Annotated in this window: 19 protein-coding genes; 11 read left to right on the top strand and 8 right to left on the bottom strand. The window is 64.2% G+C overall.

The genetic code is table 11. The features are described 5' to 3' along the window. Positions 1-79: 79 nt before the first annotated feature. The 4 genes from hisS (at position 80) to der (ending at position 5081) form a co-directional block, all read left to right on the top strand. Positions 80-1363: a histidine--tRNA ligase gene (gene hisS / locus HA399_RS14480; RefSeq protein ID WP_084589419.1), complete on the top strand. Its 1284-nt coding sequence runs from the start codon at positions 80-82 to the stop codon at positions 1361-1363. An 87-nt stretch (positions 1364-1450) separates the two neighbouring features. Then, on the top strand, positions 1451-2107 hold the full coding sequence (locus tag HA399_RS14485) for a tetratricopeptide repeat protein (protein WP_043333808.1): 657 nt from the start codon (positions 1451-1453) through the stop codon (positions 2105-2107). Continuing rightward, positions 2104-3264 (top strand): outer membrane protein assembly factor BamB, encoded by a 1161-nt coding sequence (bamB, locus tag HA399_RS14490; protein ID WP_404325368.1) that lies wholly within the window; start codon positions 2104-2106, stop codon positions 3262-3264. The genes HA399_RS14485 and bamB overlap by 4 nt, the downstream gene beginning before the upstream one ends. Positions 3265-3656: 392 nt before the next feature. After that, positions 3657-5081, top strand: coding sequence for a ribosome biogenesis GTPase Der (gene der / locus HA399_RS14495; protein WP_043333806.1), 1425 nt, complete (start codon positions 3657-3659; stop codon positions 5079-5081). 174 nt (positions 5082-5255) lie between these two features. Here der and HA399_RS14500 read toward each other — a convergent pair whose 3' ends face one another. Continuing rightward, positions 5256-6119 (bottom strand): ATP-binding protein, encoded by an 864-nt coding sequence (locus HA399_RS14500; protein ID WP_043333805.1) that lies wholly within the window; start codon positions 6117-6119, stop codon positions 5256-5258. Positions 6120-6356: 237 nt separating this feature from the next. On the opposite strand from HA399_RS14500, the gene HA399_RS14505 reads away from it, so the two are divergent. Further along, positions 6357-7196, top strand: a complete 840-nt coding sequence (locus HA399_RS14505; protein ID WP_404325369.1) for a M48 family metallopeptidase — start codon at positions 6357-6359, stop codon at positions 7194-7196. Between the two features lie 363 nt (positions 7197-7559). Next, on the top strand, positions 7560-8747 hold the full coding sequence (locus tag HA399_RS14510; protein WP_404325370.1) for an EAL domain-containing protein: 1188 nt from the start codon (positions 7560-7562) through the stop codon (positions 8745-8747). A 207-nt stretch (positions 8748-8954) separates the two neighbouring features. Here the strand turns inward: HA399_RS14510 and HA399_RS14515 are convergent, their stop codons facing one another. Both HA399_RS14515 and HA399_RS14520 read right to left on the bottom strand, forming a co-directional pair. Next, a complete protein-coding gene (locus HA399_RS14515) occupies positions 8955-11366 on the bottom strand; it encodes an ATP-binding protein (RefSeq protein WP_404325371.1) in 2412 nt (803 codons plus the stop codon). A 48-nt stretch (positions 11367-11414) separates the two neighbouring features. Then, the gene (locus tag HA399_RS14520; RefSeq protein ID WP_043333803.1) at positions 11415-11906 is read right to left on the bottom strand and encodes a hypothetical protein; all 492 of its coding nucleotides are present in this window, start codon (positions 11904-11906) and stop codon (positions 11415-11417) included. Between the two features lie 276 nt (positions 11907-12182). Here HA399_RS14520 and HA399_RS14525 point away from each other — a divergent pair, with 276 nt between their 5' ends. After that, a complete protein-coding gene (locus HA399_RS14525) occupies positions 12183-12899 on the top strand; it encodes a response regulator transcription factor (protein ID WP_043333802.1) in 717 nt (238 codons plus the stop codon). 179 nt (positions 12900-13078) lie between these two features. On the opposite strand, the gene aroE is transcribed toward HA399_RS14525, so the two are convergent. The 3 genes from aroE to HA399_RS14540 all read right to left on the bottom strand — a co-directional run bounded on the left by aroE (position 13079) and on the right by HA399_RS14540 (position 15637). After that, positions 13079-13912: a shikimate dehydrogenase gene (aroE, locus tag HA399_RS14530; protein ID WP_152965433.1), complete on the bottom strand. Its 834-nt coding sequence runs from the start codon at positions 13910-13912 to the stop codon at positions 13079-13081. A gap of 43 nt (positions 13913-13955) precedes the next feature. Continuing rightward, positions 13956-14876 carry an oxygen-dependent coproporphyrinogen oxidase gene (hemF, locus tag HA399_RS14535; RefSeq protein WP_107336010.1) on the bottom strand — a complete coding sequence of 307 codons (921 nt, stop codon included), beginning with the start codon at positions 14874-14876 and terminating at the stop codon, positions 13956-13958. Between the two features lie 179 nt (positions 14877-15055). Next, positions 15056-15637 (bottom strand): L-threonylcarbamoyladenylate synthase, encoded by a 582-nt coding sequence (locus tag HA399_RS14540; RefSeq protein ID WP_404325372.1) that lies wholly within the window; start codon positions 15635-15637, stop codon positions 15056-15058. A 292-nt stretch (positions 15638-15929) separates the two neighbouring features. Here HA399_RS14540 and HA399_RS14545 point away from each other — a divergent pair, with 292 nt between their 5' ends. Then, positions 15930-16814 carry a 5'-nucleotidase, lipoprotein e(P4) family gene (locus tag HA399_RS14545; protein ID WP_107336008.1) on the top strand — a complete coding sequence of 295 codons (885 nt, stop codon included), beginning with the start codon at positions 15930-15932 and terminating at the stop codon, positions 16812-16814. Between the two features lie 87 nt (positions 16815-16901). On the opposite strand, the gene dprA is transcribed toward HA399_RS14545, so the two are convergent. Next, entirely contained in the window at positions 16902-18191 is a 1290-nt protein-coding gene (gene dprA / locus HA399_RS14550; protein WP_404325373.1) for a DNA-processing protein DprA, read from the bottom strand. A 101-nt stretch (positions 18192-18292) separates the two neighbouring features. Next, on the bottom strand, positions 18293-19345 hold the full coding sequence (locus HA399_RS14555; protein WP_404325374.1) for a LysM peptidoglycan-binding domain-containing protein: 1053 nt from the start codon (positions 19343-19345) through the stop codon (positions 18293-18295). 255 nt (positions 19346-19600) lie between these two features. Between HA399_RS14555 and def the strand changes: the two genes are divergently transcribed. The 3 genes from def (at position 19601) to rsmB (ending at position 22748) form a co-directional block, all read left to right on the top strand. Next, the gene (gene def, locus HA399_RS14560; protein WP_043333797.1) at positions 19601-20110 is read left to right on the top strand and encodes a peptide deformylase; all 510 of its coding nucleotides are present in this window, start codon (positions 19601-19603) and stop codon (positions 20108-20110) included. A gap of 185 nt (positions 20111-20295) precedes the next feature. After that, complete coding sequence (gene fmt / locus HA399_RS14565) at positions 20296-21300, top strand: methionyl-tRNA formyltransferase (RefSeq protein WP_404325375.1); 1005 nt, start codon at positions 20296-20298, stop codon at positions 21298-21300. Further along, the gene (gene rsmB, locus HA399_RS14570; RefSeq protein WP_404325376.1) at positions 21297-22748 is read left to right on the top strand and encodes a 16S rRNA (cytosine(967)-C(5))-methyltransferase RsmB; all 1452 of its coding nucleotides are present in this window, start codon (positions 21297-21299) and stop codon (positions 22746-22748) included. The genes fmt and rsmB overlap by 4 nt, the downstream gene beginning before the upstream one ends. Positions 22749-22805 lie beyond the last annotated feature (57 nt).

A 22805-nucleotide genomic window follows, 5' to 3' on the forward strand; every position in this document is an offset into this window, starting at 1 on the left:
CGCGCCTTCGTCTCCCCACCCGCCTGCATGACGTCATGCGAGCGCCGTGGGGAGACGCGCAAGGATTCAGGAGAGAACGTTGAGTACCAAGATCCAGGCCATTCGTGGCATGAACGACCTGCTGCCGGACCAGTCACCGGTATGGCAATACTTCGAGCACCAGGTGGAAGCGCTGATGGGCCAGTACGGCTATCGCGAAATCCGCACCCCCATCGTCGAGCAGACCGCGCTGTTCAAGCGCTCCATCGGCGAAGTCACCGACATCGTCGAGAAGGAGATGTACACCTTCGACGACCGTAACGGCGACAGCCTGACCCTGCGTCCGGAAGGCACCGCCAGCTGCGTGCGCATGGCGATGGAGAATGGCCTGGTCCACAACCAGATCCAGCGTCTGTGGTACACCGGTCCGATGTTCCGCCACGAGCGCCCGCAGAAGGGCCGTTATCGTCAGTTCCATCAGGTGGGCGTCGAAGCCTACGGCATGGAAGGTCCTGACATCGATGCCGAGATGATCCTGATCTCCGCGCGTCTGTGGCGCCAGCTGGGCCTGCTGGAGCACGTCACGCTCGAGCTCAACTCGCTGGGTAGCCTCGAGGCGCGTGCCGCCTATCGTGACCTGCTGGTCGAATACTTCGAACAGCACCTGGATGTCCTCGACGAAGACTCCAAGCGTCGTCTGCACAGCAACCCGCTGCGCATCCTCGACACCAAGAACCCGGACATGGCCGCCGTCGTCGACGCCGCGCCGCGCCTGGGGGATCATCTGGATGAAGAGTCCCGCGTGCACTTCGAGGGCCTCAAGGCACGTCTCGACGCCGCCGGCATCGAGTACGTCATCAACCCGCGCCTGGTGCGTGGCCTCGATTACTACTCGCGCAGTGTGTTCGAATGGACCACCACCGCGCTGGGCAGCCAGGGCACCGTGTGTGCCGGCGGCCGCTACGACAGCCTGTTCGAACAGCTGGGCGGCAAGCCGGTACCGGCGGTCGGCTTCGCGATGGGCGTCGAGCGCCTCATCCTGTTGCTCGAGACACTGGAACTGGTACCGCAGGACGTCCGCGAGACCGTCGATGTCTACCTGATGTCGATGGGCGAGCAGGCCGAAGGCGAAGCCATGCGTCTGGCCGAAGAGCTGCGTACTGCCCTGCCCAATCTGCGTCTGGTGCTGCATTGCGGTGGCGGCAGCTTCAAGAGCCAGATGAAGAAGGCCGACAAGAGCGGTGCTCGCATCGCGCTGATTCTCGGTGAGAATGAAGTCATCGAAGGCACGGTGGCGCTCAAGTTCCTGCGCGAGGAACGCGACCAGGAAACGCTGAACCAGCGTGCGCTGGGCGAACGTCTCGACAGCGTCTTCGGCGCCTGAGACTGCCAATGAATATCGGGCGGAGAGCCAGCTCTCCGCCTCACGAATGCAAGTGCCGGCATGCCGGCCAGGTCAAGGAGACCGCCCGTGGCGGAAGAGCTCAGAAGCGAAGAAGAACAGCTTGAAGCCATCAAGCGTTGGTGGAGCGAGAACGGCAAGTCACTGATTGCCGGTGTCGTACTGGCCGGCGCCGGTGTCTTTGCCTTCAAGGCCTGGCAGAACTACGACGCCAGCCAGTCCGAAGCGGCCTCCGTGCGTTACCAGCAACTGATCAGCCTCGTCAGCCAGCCCAAGCTGGAAGACGCCGGCGTCAAGCAGGCGCGTACGCTGATCGGCGAACTGGAAAGCGAGCACGGCGACAGCCTCTACACCCAGATGGCACACCTGCTGGATGCCAGCATGTCGGTCAAGGCCAACGATCTCGACGCAGCCGCCACGGCGCTGCAGAGCGTGATCGACAACAGCGATGACAGCTACCTGCAGGGGCTGGCCAGCCTGCGTCTGGCGCGCATCAACGTCGAGCGCGGCGACAACGACGCGGCACTCGCCCTGCTCAAGAGCCCGCCGGCGCCGCTGGCAGCGCAGGCGGCGGCGGTGCGTGGCGATGCCCTGGCCGCACAGGACAAGCGTGATGAGGCCATCGCCGCCTATCAGCAGGCCAGCACCCTGTCGCAGGAAAGTGGTCAGCCGGTCTACGGTCTCGACCTGAAACTCGCCGATCTGGCTGCGGAGTCTTCTTCATGAGCGTCACTCGTCGTCTGAGCGTACCGGCCTCGCTGCTGGCCGTGAGTCTGCTGGCCGGTTGTGCCAGCAGTGCCCAACCGGAATATGCGCCCAAGGAGCTGGTCGATTTCGATCGTCAGGTCGCGCTGGATTCCGTCTGGAGCGAATCGGTCGGCAATGGCCTGGGCCGTGCCCACTATCCGCTGTCACCGATCTTCGCCAACGACAAGCTGTTCGTCGGTGCCGAAGGCGGTGAGCTGGAAGCCCTCGCTGCCGACAGTGGCGACGACATCTGGCAGACACGGTTGCCGGCTGGCATCACCAGCGCACTGAATGCCGATGCCTCTCGCCTGTACATCGGTACGCGCGATGGCAAGGTCAGCGCCGTCAGCCAGGAAGATGGCAGCATCGAATGGAGCACGCGTGTCTCCAGTGAAGTGCTGGCCGCGCCGCAGTACAACGACGAGCTGGTCGTGGTGCAGAGCGTCGATGGCACCGTGACCGCGCTTGATCGCTTCACCGGCGAAGAGCAGTGGGCCTACTCGGCCACGATTCCGGCCCTGACGCTGCGTGGCACCGGCGCGCCGCGTGTCATCCAGCCGGTCACCTTCGCGGGCTTCGCCAACGGCAAGCTGGTCACGCTCGACAACCGCTCAGGTCAGGAACTGTGGGACCTGCGCGTTGCCGTGCCGGCCGGGCGCACCGAGGTGGACCAGCTGGTCGATCTCGATGGCCAGCCGGTACTGACCCAGGATGGTCGCCTGTTCGTCACCAGCTACAACGGTCGCCTGATCGCGCTGGACGCCCGCAACGGCGAGCCGCTGTGGGACAAGCCGTCCTCCAGCTATCTGACGCCCATCGTGGTCGGCGATTACCTGTTCAGCATCGACAATGCCAGCCATGTGCTGGCGATGGATGCCAACACGGGCAACGTGCTGTGGAAGTCCGAAGACCTGGAAGGCCGCTGGCTGACCTCTCCGGCCTTCGTCGATGGCAAGCTGGTGGTCGGTGACTACGAAGGCTATGTGCACCTGATCGACGCCCAGAGCGGCGAGATGGCCGGCCGCTATGACGTGGGGGGCGATGGCATCAGCATCACCCCGCTGACCGAAGGCAAGCGCATCTACGTCTACACCAACGATGGCGAGCTGACGGCGCTGGATCTCGAAGCCCCGTAAGCCACTGATCGAGCGCGCACGTCAGCCTGCCCCGCAATCTGACATGCGCCTCGTTCAGCCCTCGTCACGACAACGGCAGCCATCTGGCTGCCGTTGTCGTAATGCGCCATTGGTAGCAACTCCCTGTCAATGCTAGAATGCTGCCCCCGCTGATCAGGCCTGCCGCACGACGCAGCCATTGATTCAGCCACGAGATCTTTCCGCCGACAGTGCTAACCCCCTGTCGGCGGACCATACTGGATGCATGCGACGCCTGCGTCGTCATCCAGTGCCCCAAGTCCGATATCATCGCTATCGCCCTGCCTGCACAAGGTGCTTTCCAGCCATCATGGTTCGAAGCAGACCGTACGGGGCCGGCATCGATGCTATCCCTGCGAATGCTGTGAGATTCCATGAACCCCGTGATCGCCCTGGTCGGCCGCCCGAATGTCGGCAAGTCGACGCTATTCAATCGCCTCACCAAGACCCGTGATGCTCTGGTCGCCGATTTCCCCGGCCTGACCCGTGACCGCAAGTACGGCACCGGCAAGGTCGGCGGCAAGCCCTACACCGTCATCGACACCGGCGGCATCAGCGGTGACGAGGAAGGCATCGACCTGATGATGGCCGGCCAGTCACTGGCCGCCATCGACGAAGCCGACATCGTGCTGTTCATGGTCGATGCGCGCGCCGGCCTGAACATGGCGGACGAGGCCATCGCCAATCACCTGCGCGTCAACCAGAAGAAGACCTGGCTGGTGGTCAACAAGACCGACGGCATGGACGAGGAGATCGGCAAGTCCGACTTCTGGACCCTGGGTCTGGGTGACCCGCGCGCCATCGCCGCCGAGCACGGCCGCAACGTCACCACGCTGCTGGAAGAGGTGCTCTCGCCCTACCCTGAAGTCGAGGAAGGCGAAGACGAGGACCTGCACCCGGAGCTGGATGATCGCGGCGTGCGCATCGGCATCATCGGTCGCCCGAACGTCGGCAAGTCGACGCTGGTCAATCGCCTGCTGGGCGAGGAGCGCGTGGTCGTCTATGACCAGGCCGGCACCACCACCGACGCCGTGGAGATTCCCTTCGAGCGTCGTGGCAAGCCTTACCTGCTGGTCGATACCGCCGGGATCCGTCGTCGCAAGAACGTGCGCGAAGTGGTGGAGAAGTTCTCCATCATCAAGACGCTGGAAGCGATCAAGAAGTGCAACGTCGCCGTGATGGTGCTCGATGCCCGCCAGGGGCTGGTCGAGCAGGACCTGCACCTGCTGGACTTCGTGCTGACCAGCGGCCGCGCGCTGGTGCTGGTGGTCAACAAGTGGGATGGCCTGGAAAGCGAAGCCAAGGAGAAGATGCGCTCCGAGATCAAGCGTCGTCTGGGCTTTGCCGACTACGCTGACCTGCACTTCATCTCCGCGCTGCACGGCACTGCGGTGGGTGATCTCTACCCGTCCATCGACCGCGCCTTCGAAAGCGCCGTGGCCCGCTGGTCGACCAAGCGTCTGACCACTCTGCTGCAGGACGCCACCCAGGCGCACCAGCCGCCGATGGTCAACGGCCGTCGCATCAAGCTGCGCATGGCTCACCAGGGTGGCGCCAATCCGCCGCTGATCGTGGTGCACGGCAACCAGACCAACCGTCTGCCGGAAGCCTACAAGCGCTACCTGACCAACACCTTCCGCAAGGTGCTCAAGGTCAAGGGCACGCCGATGCGCTTCGAGTTCCGCTCCGGCGACAACCCTTTCGATGGCGCTCAGGGGGCTGACGACCGCGAACGCGCGAAAGAGCGTTCACTGGCGCGCACCAAGGAAGCTCGCAAGGAACGCAAGCAGCGCCGTTGATGGCGTGAACTGCGCCCGTGCGTGATGGCAGGCGAGCGGATCTGATCCGCCAGCCTGCCCCATGAAAAAGCCGCCCCTGCAGATGACTGCAGGGGCGGCTTTTTCATGTCGCGAGCACTGACGCTTCAAGCACCTCAAGCGCCGCAATCATCTCAAGGGCGTCAAGCAACGGGCTCACGCCTCCAGCGTCTTCTGCCCCGCCCAGAGATTGGCAAACTGCCAGGCGGCACGCCCGCTGCGCACCCCGCGCTGGGTGGCGTAGCGCAGCGCCTCGCCACGCGCGGCCTCATCGAAGCTGCCAGCGCCGAGACGCCATTCCACCCAATGCTGACAGGTCTCCAGATAGGCGTCCTGGTTGAAGGGATGGAAGGCCAGCCACAGACCGAAGCGGTCCGACAGCGAGATCTTCTCTTCCACTGCATCGCCATGATGCAGCTCGCCATCGACGATGTGGGTGGCCTGGTTATCGCTCATATGTTCCGGCAGCAGATGACGACGGTTGGAGGTGGCGTACAGCAGCACGTTCTCCGGCGGCCCGGTCAGGGTGCCATCCAGCACGCTCTTGAGCGCCTTGTAGGCGTCATCGCTGCCCTCGAAGGACAGGTCATCGCAATAGACGATGAAGCGATGCGGCTGCTGGGCCAGCTCGGCGACCAGCGCCGGCAGTGCCGGCAGGTCGTGCCGGTCGATCTGGATCAGACGCAGCCCCTCGCGGCCCAGGGTATTGAGCAGTGCGCGGACCAGCGATGACTTGCCGGTGCCACGGGCGCCCCACAGCAGCGCGTGGTTGGCCGGCTTGCCCGCAAGGAAGGCGCGGGTGTTGGCCAGCAGCTCGCGCTTCTGGCGTGCGATGCCGAGCAGATCCTCGAGAGTCAGGGCGTCACGCGGCGCGATCGGCGTCAGGCGCCCTCCCAGCGGGTGGCGGGTCCACAAGGCGGCGACATCGCGTGTCCAGTCCACTTCGACAGCCGTCGGCGGCAGCATCGGCTCGAGTCGGTCCAGCAGATGCGAGAGGCGGCGTTCAAACTCTGGCGACATGGTGATTCCCTGTCAGATACATGGGGTCCGGGCCGTGGCAGGCCCATCAGATCAAGTCCAGTATCTCATGCCCGGCGGGGCCGTCTGGCCTGACGATGCTGTGATCTCAGCAACGTATCATTTCGCTGACTGCACCACTGCGCCTATCCGGTTATGCTGTCTGCACGTTTCTTGCACGTTCAGCGTCGCCCTGCCGTGCGCTCGAAGGTTGTCACGTCATCTAGCCAGGAGGCCCCAATGCCAGGATTGCTCGATCTCTCATCTCCCCGCGCCCTGCGTCGTCTGCTCCCGTTGGCGGCGCTTGCGGCGTCCGTCACCCTGAGTGCCTGCGCCAGCTCTCCGCTGGGCCGCAGTCAGCTGACCCTCTACTCGGACCAGGACCTGGAGAAGATGGGGGAAGCCAGCTTCAGCAAGTACCAGCAGGAGCTGCCGGTGGTGGAAGGGCGTCAGGATGCCTACGTCAGCTGTGTGGCGGATGCGGTGACCGCCAAGGTGCCCGCCAGCTATGGCATCAGCGGCTGGCAGGTCAAGGTATTCGAGGATGAGTCCGCCAATGCCTTCGCGCTGCCGGGCGGCTACATCGGCGTCAACACCGGGTTGCTGGAGGTCGCCGAGAATCAAGACCAGCTGGCGACCGTCATCGGCCACGAGATCGCCCACGTGCTGGCTCGCCACGCCAACGAACGCGTCTCGACCCAATCGCTGACCTCCGCCGGGCTGTCACTCACCCAGGCACTGGCCGGCCTCGAAGGTACCGGTGGCGATCAGCTCATGGGGCTGCTGGGCATGGGCGCGGAATATGGCGTGCTCAAGCCGTTCTCGCGCTCCCACGAGTCCGAAGCCGACCTGCTGGGACTGGACCTGATGGCCGAAGCCGGCTTCGACCCGCGCGCCAGCATCAAGCTGTGGGCCAACATGAATGCTGCCGGTGGCGCGCAACCGCCGGTGTGGATGTCGACGCACCCGAGTGATGAGCAGCGCATGGCGGCCCTCAACGAGCGCCTCGAGACCGCTCTGCCGACCTATCAGCAGGCCCGCGCCGCCGGCGAGAAGCCCAACTGCGATCGACTGCGCTGACCCCGCCTGTGTGGCGTGGTTTAACCAGTCTCAGGTAACACACGCTCGCGCAGTCCCGGAGGCAACCCGGGGCTGCGCGAGCGTGTGGCGCTCTCTATCCAGCCGCCCTCTACTCTCTGGCCCTGCTCTCACTAGCCTGCCTTCTGATCTATCTCCCTTGGCTATCTAACGCTCTACCAGCTCCTCGCTTTACCGGCTTGGCAGCCTGAATGTAAAAAGAAGCCGTCAAATGTGTCGATATCCGCGAATCATGTAACCGCATTGCTAATCTGGGATCACCCGCTCGCCTGCGCACTGCTCACTCAGACACTTCATGCACAGCGGCGCGAGCGTATTCCCGACACTCGCTTGAGGATGCCTTACATGACTCGACACGCACTCATCATTGACGACGATCCGGATTTTCGTGAACTCATCAGCGGCCTGCTTTCCGCCCATGGTTTCGACTGCACGCAGAGCGAAGGGCTGCAGGACATCGCCTGCAATCCCGCCTGCCTGGAGACGGACCTCATCCTGGTGGACTACGAACTGGGCGACTTCACCGGCGATGATGTGCTCGGCTATCTGCGCGAACGCAATGTCGAGGCAGGTATCATCCTGATGAGCGCCTGTCACAACGACGACATGCAAGCGATGGTCGCCAGGGGCAAGCGCAGCGGCCTGGAGATGCTGGGCCAGCTCGGCAAGCCCTTCGACATCATGCACCTGGCCTCGCTGCTGGCAGAGCTGGACAAGCAACGCAATCCGCTGTCACTCGATGAGCTGGATGATGCCCTGACCGAGCGCCAGCTGCATCTCGTCTATCAGCCCAAGATCGACCTCGCCAGCGGCCAGCTCAGCGGCGCGGAAGCTCTCGTGCGCTGGCAGCATCCTCTGCGCGGCATGGTCATGCCCAACCAGTTCATCGCCCTGGCGGAACGCAGCAACCGTATCGAAGCGCTCACCTGGCAGGTCATCGATCATGGCTTCCGTCAACAGGGTCAATGGCAGTCCCAGGGCCTTCACCTTGATCTCGCGCTCAACCTGTCACCGCAACTGCTGCGCACCCGCGACATGCTGAAGACGCTGGATGCGCTGGCCAATCAACATCGTATCGACCCGCACTCCATTACGCTGGAACTCACGGAAAGCTGCGGAATTGACTGCCTCACCTATGCCCGCCACCTGCTCAATGCCATCCGCGAGCGTGGCTATCGTCTGGCACTCGATGACTTCGGCACCGGCTTCTCTTCGATGATGCAGCTCTACAACCTGCCATTCGATGAATTGAAGATCGACCAATGCTTCGTCGGACGCAGTGACAGCCACCCGGAAGCTCGCGCCATCACACGCACCATCGTCGAACTGGGTCAGCGCTTGAATCTCGCCGTGGTCGGGGAAGGCATCGAGACCGCGGAACAACGTGATTACCTTTGCGATACCCGCTGCAATATCGGTCAGGGCTATCTGTTCGCGCGCCCCATGCCCGTCAGCGACTTCAATGCCTGGAGCCGCTGCCCGCCCAGCGCCGTCAATGCACTCAGCCAGCGCCACGTCTCCGCTGTCCATTGAGGAGACTGGCGTCCCGCCGCAGCGCAGCACAGACAGCGGGAATGCCGCAACACCCCCACTACACAGACGCCACCCATGTCCCCATGGGTGGCGTCTGTGTAGTGGGTGACAGGGTGAAGAGAACGAAAGAAGGCGGGAACGGGAGAACCAGAGGGACGGTAATGGAATGCTGTCGGCTGTCTATCACGCCATCACGTCCCAATACCGTCAGGAGAACAGATAGCCCTCTGCGAGGAGGCTGTCCCGCGTCGGTACACTCAAGGAGCGCAACGTGGCGACATAGTGGTGTACCTCGGGCAGGTCCTCACTGATCACCGCCTCCTCCAGCGCCTTGGCACCACTGGCTATGCCGCTGCATCCCAGCGAGGCTGACGCCCCCTTCAGGGAGTGTGCCTCGCGCTTGAGCTCGGTGAGATCCATCTGCTTCAGCAAGGTCACCATCACGTCGAGGCGTCCTTCGAGGCGCGTCAGATAATTGCTCAGCAATCGTGAATAAGCCTCGCCACTCAGGGTCGTGAGCAGCTCCTGACAGGTCGCGTGTTGCAGCAAGGAAGGCGCGGCATCGGGCAGAGCGCGCGCGCCTGAGTCGTCAGTTGCCACATCGAACGCCGGAGCAGCGTCGATCTGCGCGCTCTTCTCATCAGCCGCTGACGAGCTGATGCAATCATCGCCTGATACCTGCAGGGCGGCAGACGGCTCGCCAGCCGAGTCCTCTGGCTTGTCTGGCTCGAGCGCCTTCTGCTGCGAATCAGACTTCTGTGAATCAGGCTCCTGCGAATCAGAGGCCTGGACCAGATACTGTTGCAGCACCCGATGCAGATCATCACGCGTGAAGGGTTTGTGCAGCACCCCCTGCATGCCAGCCTCGATGCAGCGGCGGGCATCCTCCTGCATCACGTTGGCGGTCATCGCGATGATCGGCAGACGAGCGCTGGCGGGTTGCTCTGACTCGTACTGCCGCCAGCGACGTGTCGTCTCGACGCCATCCAGCACCGGCATCTGCATGTCCATGAACACCAGATCGACATCGTTGCCAGCCTGCGCCAGCCATTCGAGTGCCTGTTCACCGTCTTCCACCACCGTGACCTGCTGCCCCAGATACTCGAGCATGGCCCGCGCCAGTGACTGATTGACCTCGTTGTCTTCCACCACCAGCACGCTTGCATGGGGCAAGGGCGTGTCTCCCACCGCCTGCTGCGGGCAAGCCTCGGCGGCGGTCAATACCGGCAGCGGCACGCGGCACCAGAAGCGACTGCCAAGCCCGAGATGACTCTCGACGCCGATCTCGCCGCCCATCGCCTCCACCAGTCGCTTGCAGATGGCAAGCCCGAGCCCGGTGCCTTCATGACGACGCGCAATCGAGGTATCCACCTGGGTGAAGGGAGCAAACAACTGGCTCACCTGGTCGGCGGCGATCCCGCAACCGCTGTCGTGAACCTCGAAATGAAGCGTCTCGCCATCTTCCAATGATGCCCTCAGCCGGATGGTGCCCTGGGGACAGAACTTGAAGGCGTTGTTGAGCAGGTTGGTCAGTACCTGACGCAGGCGATTGACGTCACCCTTGACCCAGACAGGCAGGTCATCGGCACGTTCTTCGAGGAAGATGCGCGAGCATCCCTTGCCGGCACTGCCTGTCTGGCGATGGTAATGCGCGGCCAGGGAATCGAGGAATTCGGGCAACGAGAAGCAGCGCTGATCCAGCTCCAGCTTGCCGGCTTCGATCTTGGAATAATCCAGCACATCATTGATGACGGCCTGCAGGCTCTCGGCACTCTGGCGCAGCATCGTCAGGTATTGCTGGCCACGCCGGGTCGAGACTTCCTCGCCGATGAGGTCCGACACACCGACCATGCCATTGAGCGGGGTACGTATCTCATGGCTCATGATCGCCATGAATTCCGACTTGGCACGACTGGCCGCCTGCGCCAGCTGCACCATGCCATCCAGCTCCTGGGTGCGCTCCTCCAGCTTGCGGGTCTTGTAGGCCCGTCCACGACTCTCGACGATCAGCGCGACCACCAGCACGATGCCGCTCAACGTCATCAGCAGCACCAGCGACAGCGCGAGGGCATACAGGTTGAGGAGCTCCGAGCGCTCCTTGGTGCGCTGGATAGCGGCCTCGGCATTGATGTTGAGCAGCAGCTCGCCGGTCTGCTCCTGAAGCGAGGCAAGCCGGCTGAGTATCTGCACATAGAGGGACGCATCACGCTCCTGACGACTCGCCAGGTCCATGATGGCGCTGTCCAGCACCTCGATTCTGGGCAGCATGGCCATCAGCTGGGCATGCAGGTCGGGCATCCCCGCCAGCATGCTGCCCAGTTGGCCGCTCTGCAGCAGCTGCACCCGGCTATAGAGGATGTCGAGCCGCAACAGCAGCTCGCTGTCATCCATCAGGGCGGGCGACGTCGGGGTCTTCTGCTCCTCGGCCACCACCATGCGCAGCTCGCGCACTTCCCTGTCGAACTGATAGACCGCCCAGATCAGATTCTCACGCAGCTTGTGCTCGAGTGCCTGCTGACGCTGATAGACCAGAACGCCAGTCACCAATGCCGAGACGAAGAACAACGTCGCGGCAATGGCGATGGCGGTTCTGAAATGCAGAGAACGGAGTGGATTCATGCACGAGCATCCTGGCAGCGCTCATGAAACGGAGCAGAAAAGGCGGGTTCAGCGTTCGATGTCGATTCGCTTCACCTGCCAGACAGAGCGGGTCATGATTTCCTCGTTGAGGAGATCCGGCTGCTCACTGAAGGGGTAGATGATGAAGATGGGGCCATTGTCGCGTACACGCAGTCGCTTGCCATCGACTTCCATGGCCAGTATCACCGGATGATCGAAATAGTCCTGCACCGGCGCGGTGGCGGCGTAGTCGTTGAGCGCCACGATACGCATGGTGCCATCCTCGACGCCTACCGCCTCCATCAGCGCCGAACCGAGCGGACCGCTGAAGCTCACTTCGCCGTCATGCCAGGGGGTGGTGGTCACGGTTTCCCGTTGCGTCAGCGCCATGAGCATGGCGCGATCGAAATGTGCCTCGCCTCCGGCGTTGGCATGGGTGACATCCCCGGTGACGCGCAGCACCACCGGCCCCTGCGGAGCCTCCAGGGCCATGGCGAAGGGGCAAAACGACAGCGTCAGCAGCAGAAGCCAGTGGCGCATGCGGGGTAACGCCGTGGTGAGACATCGCAGGAGAATGAGAAGCGGCATGGGAAGACTCCAGGGGTCATGGACAACCATGGATGACGGCCGGAGGTTCACCGTCTCGTTTCATCCTCGCCATTCACGGGTCAGCAGCGGCACCGCGCCATGAAGCAGCGAGAGGGGATGAACACGAGTATATGTCGCCATCGTCCTGCCAAACGTGAACCATTGTGACGCGGTCTCACGCAAGAGACGCGTAGACTGCTTGCGATACCCACGCGGGGAGACAGCGACATGCAAATCGGCATTCTGGAAGATGATCATGATCAACGTGATTACCTGACCCTGTGTCTCGAGGCCCAGGGACATGAGCTGGCAGGCTTCGAGCGCGCCAGCCAGTTGTTGCGCGCACTGCGCGAGCGCAGCTTCGACCTGCTGATCATCGACTGGCAACTGCCGGATGCCTGCGGCATGGAGCTGACGCGCACACTGCGCAGCGAGCACGGCTGGCGAGGGCTGATCCTGTTTATCACCGCAAGCCAAGGAGAGGAGGATGTCGTGCATGCGCTTCAGCACGGCGCCGATGACTTTCTGGCCAAGCCTATCCGCCCTGCCGAGCTCACGGCGCGTGTGGAAGCGCTGGGCAGGCGTTTCGTCACCTCCGACACCAATTACCTGCAGCCCAAGGTGGCCATCAGCGATCAATATCGGATCGAGCCGGATGAACACACCATCTGGTGCGGCGAGGAGCCGGTCGCCCTGACCCAGCGCGAATATCAGCTGGCCTCCCTGCTGCTTCGCCACGTCGGAGAGCTTTACTCACGCGCCTACCTGCTGGAGATGATCTGGGGGGTCAACGGGGACATCTCGACCCGGACGGTCGACACCCACGTCAGCCGCCTGCGGCGCAAGCTGGGACTGAACGGCAGCCGTGGGCTCAGACTGAAAAGCGTCTATCAGTACGGATATCGGCTCGAATCCTGTGCCACGGCCCCCGTCAAGAGCAGCTGAGCGCCAACAGCGAGGCGTGAGCACGCTGGATCATGGCCAACCAAAAAGGAGTGGGGGACTCTGTCGAGTCCCCCACTCCTTTTCATCGTCTGTCGTCTGACTGGTCGGCTAGCTGGTCATCTGGCTGCCCGTCTGGCGGCCATCTGAATCGACGTGCATGCCCGGCAAGCGCACACGAATCACCCCTCCGCCAGCATCCTGCGCAACATGTCCGCCACTGGCCCCGTCTCCGGGCGCTTGTGACGCCACAGGAAGTAGGACTCGGCCGCCTGCTCCACCAGCATGCCGAGACCATCCTCGACCCGCGCACCGCGCTCGCTGGCCCAGCGCATGAAGACGGTCGGCTCGGCGGCATACATCATGTCGTAGGCGAGCGCCTGCGGAGAGAACAGCGAATCCGGCAACGGCGGCAGCTCACCGCCCAGCGACGCACTGGTGCCATTGATGACCAGATCGAACTGACCTTCGATGGCCGCATAGCTGCCACCGGACAGCAGGCAGCCTTGCCCCGCCAGGTCGGCGAAGTCCTCGGCCAGCGCGCTGGCCTTGGCGGCGGTGCGATTGGCGATCACCAATGCCGCCGGCTGCTTGGCCAGCAGAGGTTCCAGCACGCCACGCACGGCGCCACCCGCGCCGAGAATCAGGATGCGCGCGCCCTTGAGCGGCGCCTCGAGACGTTCGAGATCACGGGTCAGGCCGACACCATCGGTGGTATCGCCATACAGCTGACCGGTCTTGCCGAGCATCAACGTATTGACGGCGCCGGCGCGGCGAGCGCGCGGGCTCAGCACATCGACCAGCCGGAAGGCCTGCTCCTTGAAGGGCATGGTGACATTCGCCCCCTGGCCGCCTTCGGCGACGAACTCGGCCCAACCGGCCGCGAAGTCATCGACCGGCGCCAGCCTTGCCTCGTAGCTCAGCGAGTCCTTGAGCTGCTCAGCGAAGGAGCGATGAATCAACGGGGATTTCGAGTGGGCAATCGGGTTGCCGAATACAGCGTAACGGGACATCAGGACTCCGGGACAATCACAGAAAAGCGTCAGGTCAATGCGGCGATCAGGCCTCTTCGCCCAGCCAGTCGCGGGCATGCAGGAAGTCACGATACAGCACGGCTTCGGCACTGCCTTCCTCAGGCTCGTAGCCGTACTCCCAGTGCACCACCGGCGGCATCGACATCAGGATCGACTCGGTACGTCCGCCGCTCTGCAGACCAAACAGCGTGCCGCGGTCCCAGACCAGGTTGAACTCCACGTAGCGCCCGCGACGATAGAGCTGGAAGTTGCGTTCACGCTCGCCATAGGCCGTGTCGCGGCGGCGCTCGACGATGGGCAGATAGGCCTCGAGGAAGCTGTCGCCGACGGATTGCTGGAAGGCGAAGCAGCGTTCGAAGCCCCACTCGTTGAGGTCATCGAAGAACAGGCCACCCACGCCCCGCGTCTCGTCGCGGTGCTTGAGGTAGAAGTACTCGTCACACCAGGCCTTGTAACGCGGATAGACATCACTGCCGAAGGCGATGCAGGCATCGTAGGCCGTCTGGTGCCAGTGACGCGCGTCTTCTTCATGCGGGTAGAACGGCGTCAGATCGTAGCCGCCCCCGAACCACCATACAGGTGCCTCGCCCTCCTTCTCGGCGATGAAGAAGCGCACATTGCCATGGCTGGTCGGCACGTGCGGGTTGTGCGGATGCAGCACCCAGCTGACCCCGACGGCGTGGAAGCTGCGACCGGCCAGCTCCGGACGCACCGCCGTCGCGGAGGCCGGCAATTCATGCCCGAAGACATGCGAGAAGTTGACGCCACCCTTCTCGAAGACGCCGCCGTTCTCGATGACCCGTGAGCGACCACCGCCACCCTCGGCACGCTCCCAGCTGTCTTCACGGAAACTTGCCTGGCCATCGCAGGCTTGCAGCGCCTCGCACAGGCGGTCTTGCAGATCGAGCAGGTAGACCTTGACGTCTTCGAGATTGGCGTGGGCCACGATGCCTCCGGTAGAACGGGAATGAATGATGACGGGGCGACACCCGTCGTTGGCCGCTGCTGGCGGTGAACTGCCAGCTTACCGCGACACGCTGCGCTCGACAGGTCGAAAAATGCGACGCCTGGGCGCCTGAATGACGCGGCACTGATCTGGATCAACCCGAGCGACGATCCTGCTGCTCAGGCGCGCAGTACCTGGCCGGTCGCGAGATCACGAATGGTGCTGGGACGCGGGTTGCCGCCGAGCGGTCCTTCGAGGATCACGTCATTGACCAGCGCATCGCCGAAGGCGTCACGCACCTCGTCTGCGCTCATGGCAGGCGATTCGCCGGCACGGTTGGCCGAGGTAGACACCAGCGGTCCGCCGAAGGCGGAGCACAATGCCTGGACCAGCGGATGATCGGTCACGCGCACGGCCAGGCTGACGTGTTCACCGCGCAGCAAGGGGTGCGCACGGCCATTGTCAGGCACCAGCCAGGTATAGGGTCCCGGCCAGCTGGCCAGCAGCTGCTCACGCTGCTCGACGGTGACTCCCGCCAACCAGGGTTCCAGCTGGGCGATATCACCGGCGATCAGGATCAAGCCCTTGGCGGCGTCGCGGGACTTGAGCTTGATCAGCCGTGCCAGGGCCTCACCATCGTCGGGATCACACCCCAGCCCCCAGACGGCCTCGGTGGGATAGGCGACGATGCCCCCATTGCGAAGACAGGCAGCGGCGCCGTCGAGGGCACGCTGATCCAGCGAAACATCACTGACATTCATGATCTGCTCGAACTCCTAGCTGCGGCAACACAATGGCGGCGATTCTAGCACGCTCACCGGCGCGAGACCGACGCTGCACATCGACGCAACACGGCGTCGCGTCGGGGTGGCATAGGCGCACCGCTCGGTTCACGGCATGATGAACGGGTCCACCGCCCTCAGGGTATTGCGAAACTGACGCAAAGGCTTGTTTCAAAAGACTATCGAGGTCATTTGAACGCTTTGCTGGACAGTCTCCAGCACCGGGCCTGATGGCGTTTCACCCTCATTTTTACAGACAAGGATGTGATCCATGCGTCGCGCTTTCTCACTGACCACCTCAGCCGCTCTACTGCTGGCATTGGCAGGCTGTGCCAGCTCTGGCACCCAGACGCCGACCGCGCCGGCGCCACGCCCTGCCCCGCTGCAGGATGCCGCAGCGCAGGCGCCCTTGAGCGACCAGGCCATGCTGGCGACCCTGTGGATACAGCGCAGCGCGGAGTTTCATGCCCTGTCACTGCAAGCCTTCAACGTGGCCCACGACCGCCTGAATCTGGCGCTGGCGCGTCGCCACGCGCAGGACAAGCCGCTGGCGGTGGTCGTCGATGTCGATGACACCGTGCTCGACACCACCAGCTACGGCGGCTGGGCACTGCGTGAAGGCCGTACCTACGACAGCCAGAGCTGGGCTGACTGGGTGGATGACGCCGTCTCCACGGCTTCACCGGGCGCCGTGGAGTTCCTCAACTACGCACACGCCAGCGGCGTCGATGTCTACTACATCACCAACCGCAAGGCGGCCGGCAAGCAGGCCACCATCGCCAATCTCGCCGCGCTGGGCTTCCCGCAGGCCAATGCCGAGCACGTGATGCCGCGCACCGACAGCTCCGACAAGACCGCGCGCCGCGCGCGGGTCACGCAGGAGCATGACATCGCGCTGCTGATGGGCGATAACCTCGGTGATTTCGATCAGGCCTTCCAGCAGTCCACCACCCGCGCACGCAATGCCGAGGTCGCCCGCCAAGCGGATCAGTTCGGCCGTCGCTTCGTGCTGTTGCCCAACCCGACCTACGGCGAGTGGGAAGGCGTGCTCTACGATGGCAACTGGAGTGCCAGTGAGCGCGAGAAGCGCGCCATGCGTGACGCGGCGCTCAATGCCTGGCAGCCCGAGAGCGGCAAGGTCAGCCAGGGCAAATGAGTTCAGGTTGCCGGCCTCCCGGATCATCACTGTCAGGTCGGCAATCTCGGATCATCACTGCCAGGTCGGCGACTTTTGCTCAGAACGTCATAGCCGTTTCCAGCCACCCGGTGCCTGCATGACTCGCCCCTCGAGCTCCAGTTCCAGCAACTGCATGCTCAGCTCGCTGACCGAGGTGCCGCTCAGCTCGACCAGCTTGTCCAGCGCCAGCGGCACGGCCCCCAGAAAGCACAATGGCGCCGCCTCCTGACTGACAGGCGGTGTGGCAGCGCGTGATACTGTCGGCGCCAGGGACGGCAAGGGCAGTGATGTCGTGGGTGTCGCGAAGGTGGCGGAGGCTGTCGCTTGCCGAGCCGAAGTGACTGAGCGAGAGGCCGCAGAACCGGCAGCGGCCTGTCTGGATGACGCCACCCGGGACTGCACTGCTGTCTGCTCGGTCGAGTGAGCCGGCAGCAGGTGCTCGAGCTCCGCCAGCATGTCATCGACATCGCGTACCAGCGTCGCCCCCTGACGGATCAACTCCAGACAACCGCTGGCGGTGATGTCATCGATGCGTCCCGGCAGCGCGAACACCTCGCGATTCTGCTCCATCGCCAACCGGGCACTGACCAGTGAGCCACTGCGCAGCGTGGCTTCGACCACCAGCACGCCAAGTGACAGGCCGGTGATCAGCCGATTGCGGCGGGGAAAGTGGCGCGCATGCGCACCGGTGCCAGGCGGATGCTCCGAGAGCAGCAGACCACCGCCCTCCAGCAGCCGCTGGCGAAGATGATGATGCTGAGCGGGATAGACCACATCGACCCCACAGCCGAGCACCGCCAGCGTCGAGGGGTTGGCCGCATAGTCGTGCGCGCCGAGACGCGCTGACGCCGCCAGGGCTCCCTGATGCGCCGCGGCATCGACCCCCAGCGCCAGCCCACTGGCGACACTCCAGCCACGTGAGACCAGCTCAGCCGCGAAGTCATGCGCATGCCGCAGGCCTGCCTGGCTCGCCTTGCGTGCGCCGACGATGGCCAGCATGGGCAACTCAAGCAGCGACTGCCGCCCCAGCGCCCAGAGCGCCAACGGCGGGTCCGGCAGGGTGTCGAGCATGGCTGGCCACTCGGGGTCCGCGGGGGTGAGCAGATGATAGCCCTGTGCCGGCGCATGCCAGGCAAGGTCTGCCATCACCTGCTCATGGAGCGGCGAGGATTCGGGGCGCTCGCACCACAGGCGCAGCGGTGCCGCGAGGCGTGGCGGCAATACCGCCAGCCAGCCCTGCGGCCAGTCGGCTCGCTCACGCAGCTTGGCCGCGGTATGCGTGCCAAAACCCGGCAAGCGCGCCAGAAAGACGAAATCCGCCCGCGAGGGGCCGCGTTGTTCGACATCGATCGACACGCCACACCTCCCGAGCGGATTATTGACTCACCCTGGTTGTTCACTTCAGCACGACGAGTCGTTTCACCACGCTGATGCTTGCGGATGACAGGGGCTTTCGATCAGCCGTGGGGCTCCAGCAGCTTGTCACCGACGCTCAATGGGCGGCCGGCCTGCATCACCAGCGCGTAGCTGACCTTGTCGTAGATACGAAATACCATCACCAGGCCACCTTCCTCGCCGGGCAGGGTGATCGGCTCGCCGGTGACGGGGTCGGTGATCGTCTCGCCGCGGCGCTCGATACCGAAGACGTACCCCGGCTGGATGCCTTCACGACTGCCGCGATTGAGCGCCACGATGTCATTGCGACCGATGTTGCGCAGTCCATCAGGGGCCGCGAGGATGACGCCGCCTACATCTTCTTCGGGCGGCTGCGGCTGGAAGCTGGTGGTGATCGCACCACCGTCCGCCGGCAGCAGCAGATCGCCATTGAGAATCTCGCGATTGGCCGACAGCACGCGCAGCACGCCGATATCGCCTTCGCGGCGCTCAAGCTTGATGTCGCCGATGCTGATCATCTCCAGCCCCAGAAACTCCTGGGTCTCCGGGTCCAGATAGCGCTGGCCCTTGCGGTAGACGCTGTAGGTGTCATTGGAGGACCAGTTGCCACGGGCGTAGATGGTATCGCCGGCACCGCTGATCAGGCGGGTGTCATCCCCGGCCACGATATAGGGCGCATCAGTGAGCAGCGCCGGGTCAATCACGCGATGCTCTTTCAAGAAGGCCGAGATCTTCTCCAGCGGAATCGGCGGCACCGCCTCGCGCTTGGGAATCTTGCGGATCTGGGGAGACAGCTTCACGACCCCGCCCTGACCGCGCTCCAGGCGCAGACGTGGCTCGCCATTCTCGTAGTAGAGCGAGATGCGATCGCCCGGATAGATCAGGTGCGGATTCTTGATCTGCGGATTGGCGCGCCAGACTTCCGGCCACAGCCAGGGTTCACGCAGAAAGCGCCCGGAGATGTCCCAGAGCGTATCGCCACGCACCACCACATAGGTGGAAGGTACGTCATCACGCACGGTTGCTGCCTGTGCCAGCGACATCCCTGCGCTTGCCCCCAGCGTCGCCATGCCGAGGAGTGCCGTAAAGACGGCATTGCCGACCAGTCGTTTCATGCCCATTCCTGCGTCCCTTGCGTTATTGCCACCCATCGCTCGGTGGTGATGGTCTTGTTCTGAACTCCGCACCGCGCAGACCCGCTCTGCCCCGCGCCTGGTGGCTGCTGACCCCTGTCCATCGCCATGTCAGATCAATCCTGACTATTGCCGCGATAGTAGCAGCATTGACGGCATTCGGTTCCGTTCCTCGCTTGCGCACACTACAATATCAGGCAAATCCTTTCTGACAGCACAACGGTAATTACACCAGCCATGGCCAAACGCGAAATCCTTGAATTCCCTGATGAGCGTCTGCGCAACGTTGCCGCCCCGATCGACACGATCGACGCCGAGCTGCAGACCCTGATCGACGACATGATCGAGACCATGTATGACGCCCGCGGCATCGGCCTCGCCGCGTCACAGGTCGACGAGCATCGCCGTCTCATCGTCATCGACGTCAGCGAAGATCAGTCCCAGCCGCTGGTGCTGATCAACCCGGAATACACCCCGATCGGTGATGAACAGCAACCGATGCAGGAAGGCTGCCTGTCGATTCCTGAATATTATGCCGAAGTCCCGCGCTACCTGAAGGTACGACTCAAGGCTCAGGACCGCAACGGCGATGCCTACGAACTGGAAGCCGATGGCCTGCTGGCACATTGCATCCAGCATGAGCACGACCACCTGCAAGGCAAGCTGTTCGTCGACTACCTCTCCCCGCTCAAGCGTGATCGGGTGATGAAGAAGATGCAGAAGCGTCACAAGCTGCAAGAAGCCTGATCCCTCACGCTCGGCCACACGGCCGATATTGAGCGCATGGCGGCACCGCACGAAGGCCGAGGGCATCCCCTCGGCCTTCGTGCGGTTACTGGTCCATCAGCCGCGCCTGTCGCGCTGGCCGTCCTGCCGCAACCGTCAGCACCTTGAGCACGGCCGCCTCCGTGCTCCTACATGAGTCATAGCACATGTCGAAAGCCCTGCGCATCGCCTTTGCCGGCACCCCCGATTTCGCCGCCGAGTGTCTGTCCGCCCTGCTGAGCAGTCGCCACGAGATCATCAGTGTCCACACCCAGCCTGATCGCCCCTCCGGACGTGGTCGCAAGCTGACCCCGGGCCCCGTCAAGCAGCTGGCGCTCCAGCACGATATCCCCGTCCATCAGCCGCTCAACTTCAAGGACGAGGCCGATCGTCAGATCCTGCGCGACCTCGAGGCCGACATCATGGTGGTGGTGGCCTACGGGCTGATCCTGCCGCAGGCGGTGCTCGATATTCCGCGTCTGGGCTGTCTGAACATCCACGCCTCTCTGCTGCCGCGCTGGCGCGGTGCCGCGCCGATCCAGCGTGCCATCGAAGCCGGTGACAGCGAATCCGGAGTCACCATCATGCAGATGGATGCCGGCCTGGATACCGGTGACATGCTGCTGATCCGCCGCACCCCGATCACCGCCAGCACCACCGGTGGCGAGCTGCACGATGCGCTGGCGGCCCAGGGTGGCGAGGCCATCGTCACGGCTCTCGACGCCATCGCCGCTGGCGACCTGCCCGCGACCCGCCAGCCGGAAGACGGCGTGACCTACGCCGCCAAGCTTTCCAAGGCCGAGGCCGAACTCGACTTCACCCGCCCTGCCGCCGAGCTGGACGCGCGCATCCGCGCCTTCAATCCGTGGCCGGTGGCCTGGACCCGCCTTGAAGGCGAGCCGCTGCGCCTGTGGATGTCCCGCACCGGTGAGCAACGCCTCACCGACAGCGTGACGCCCGGCACCCTGCTGGCACCCGGCAAGGATTGCCTGCGCATCGCCTGCGGCGATGGCCATGAGGTGCTCGAGATCACTCGCGCCCAGTTGCCCGGCGCCAAGCCGCTGTCCGTCAAGGACCTGCTCAATTCCCGTGCTGCGCGCTTCCCCGAGGGCCTCGTCCTCGGCGCAGATCACGCCCCTGATACCGATTCCCAGACCGAGACTTCCGCATGAGCCAGTCAGACAACCCGTCCTCCAAGGGCAACGGCAAGAAGCGCAACTCCCTGCCGCCGGCCCGCAGCAAGGGCGGCGCTCACAAGCATGGCGGCGCCCGTCGCAAGCCTGACAATGCACCGGCCTCGCCGGGCGCTGCGGTACGTGTCGCGGCCGCGCGAACGCTGGCCCCGGTGCTGGCCGCGCGTACCTCGCTGAACCTGGACAGCCTGCCGTCTGGCGTCGCCGGGCGTGACCAGGGCCTCTACAAGGCACTGTGCTTCGGCGTCTGCCGCCAGCTGCCGCGTCTGGATGCCTTGGCGGGCAAGCTGCTGAAGTCGTCCTTCAAGTCGCAGGATCAGGACATCCACGCCCTGCTGCTGCTCGGCCTCTATCAGCTGCTGTACATGCGCATCGCCCCGCACGCCGCCGTCGGTGAGACCGCTGGCGCTGCCCGTGGCCTGGGCAAGGGCTGGGCCACCGGCGTGCTCAACGCCTGTCTGCGTCGTTTCCAGCGTGAGCAGGAAGCGCTGGAAGCCGAGGTCGACAAGGACCCCGCCGTCGCCCTGTCCCATCCCCAGTGGCTGCTGGATACCTTCCAGCGCAACTGGCCGGACGACTGGCAGGCCATCGCCGAGGCCAACAACGCCCAGGCGCCGATGACACTGCGCGTCAATGTCTCCGCCATCAGCCGCGACGACTACCTCGCCCAGCTGGCGGAAGCCGAGATCGAAGGCGTAGCCTGCCCGTTCGCCGAGCACGGCATCACCCTGACCAGCGCCTGCGACGTCAGCGCCCTGCCGGGCTTCGAGGAAGGCCTGGTCAGTGTGCAGGATGAAGCGGCACAGCTGGCCGGTCAGCTGCTGGCACCGGCCGTGACGGCCATCAACGCCGAGGGTGAAGGCGTGCGCCTGCTGGATGCCTGCACCGCGCCGGGCGGCAAGCTGGCGGACATGCTGGAGCGCTTCCCGGGCCTGGACGCCACCGCCATCGACATCGACGGCGAGCGCCTCGAGCGCGTGGAAGAGACGCTGGAGCGTCTCGAGCTTGGTGCCGGCGTCGTGTGTGCCGATGCCAGTGAACGCGACTGGTGGGACGGCGAAGCCTTCGACGTCATCCTGCTCGACGCGCCCTGCTCCGGCAGTGGCGTCATCCGCCGTCACCCGGACATCAAGCTGCTGCGTCGCCCGAACGACATCGGCGATCTGGCACGCCTGCAGGGCAAGCTGCTGGCCAATCTGTGGGGCATGCTCAAGCCCGGCGGCACCCTGGTCTACGGCACCTGCTCCATCATCACCCAGGAAAACGCCCGCGTGATGGACCGCTTCCTGGCCGCGACGCCGGACGCCAAGGCCGAGACCATCAAGGCCGGCTGGGGCCGTGTCTCCGGTGCTGGCCGCCAGATGCTGCCACAGGTCAATGGTCACGACGGCTTCTACCTGGCCCACATCACCAAGGCCAGCGCCTGATCACAGCCAGGTAAGCCGTGTCGGCGCGACGTCCGTGATGACATGAGACGCCACGCC

This window comes from Cobetia sp. UIB-001 (assembly GCF_044789135.1).
Lineage (GTDB): Bacteria > Pseudomonadota > Gammaproteobacteria > Pseudomonadales > Halomonadaceae > Cobetia > Cobetia amphilecti.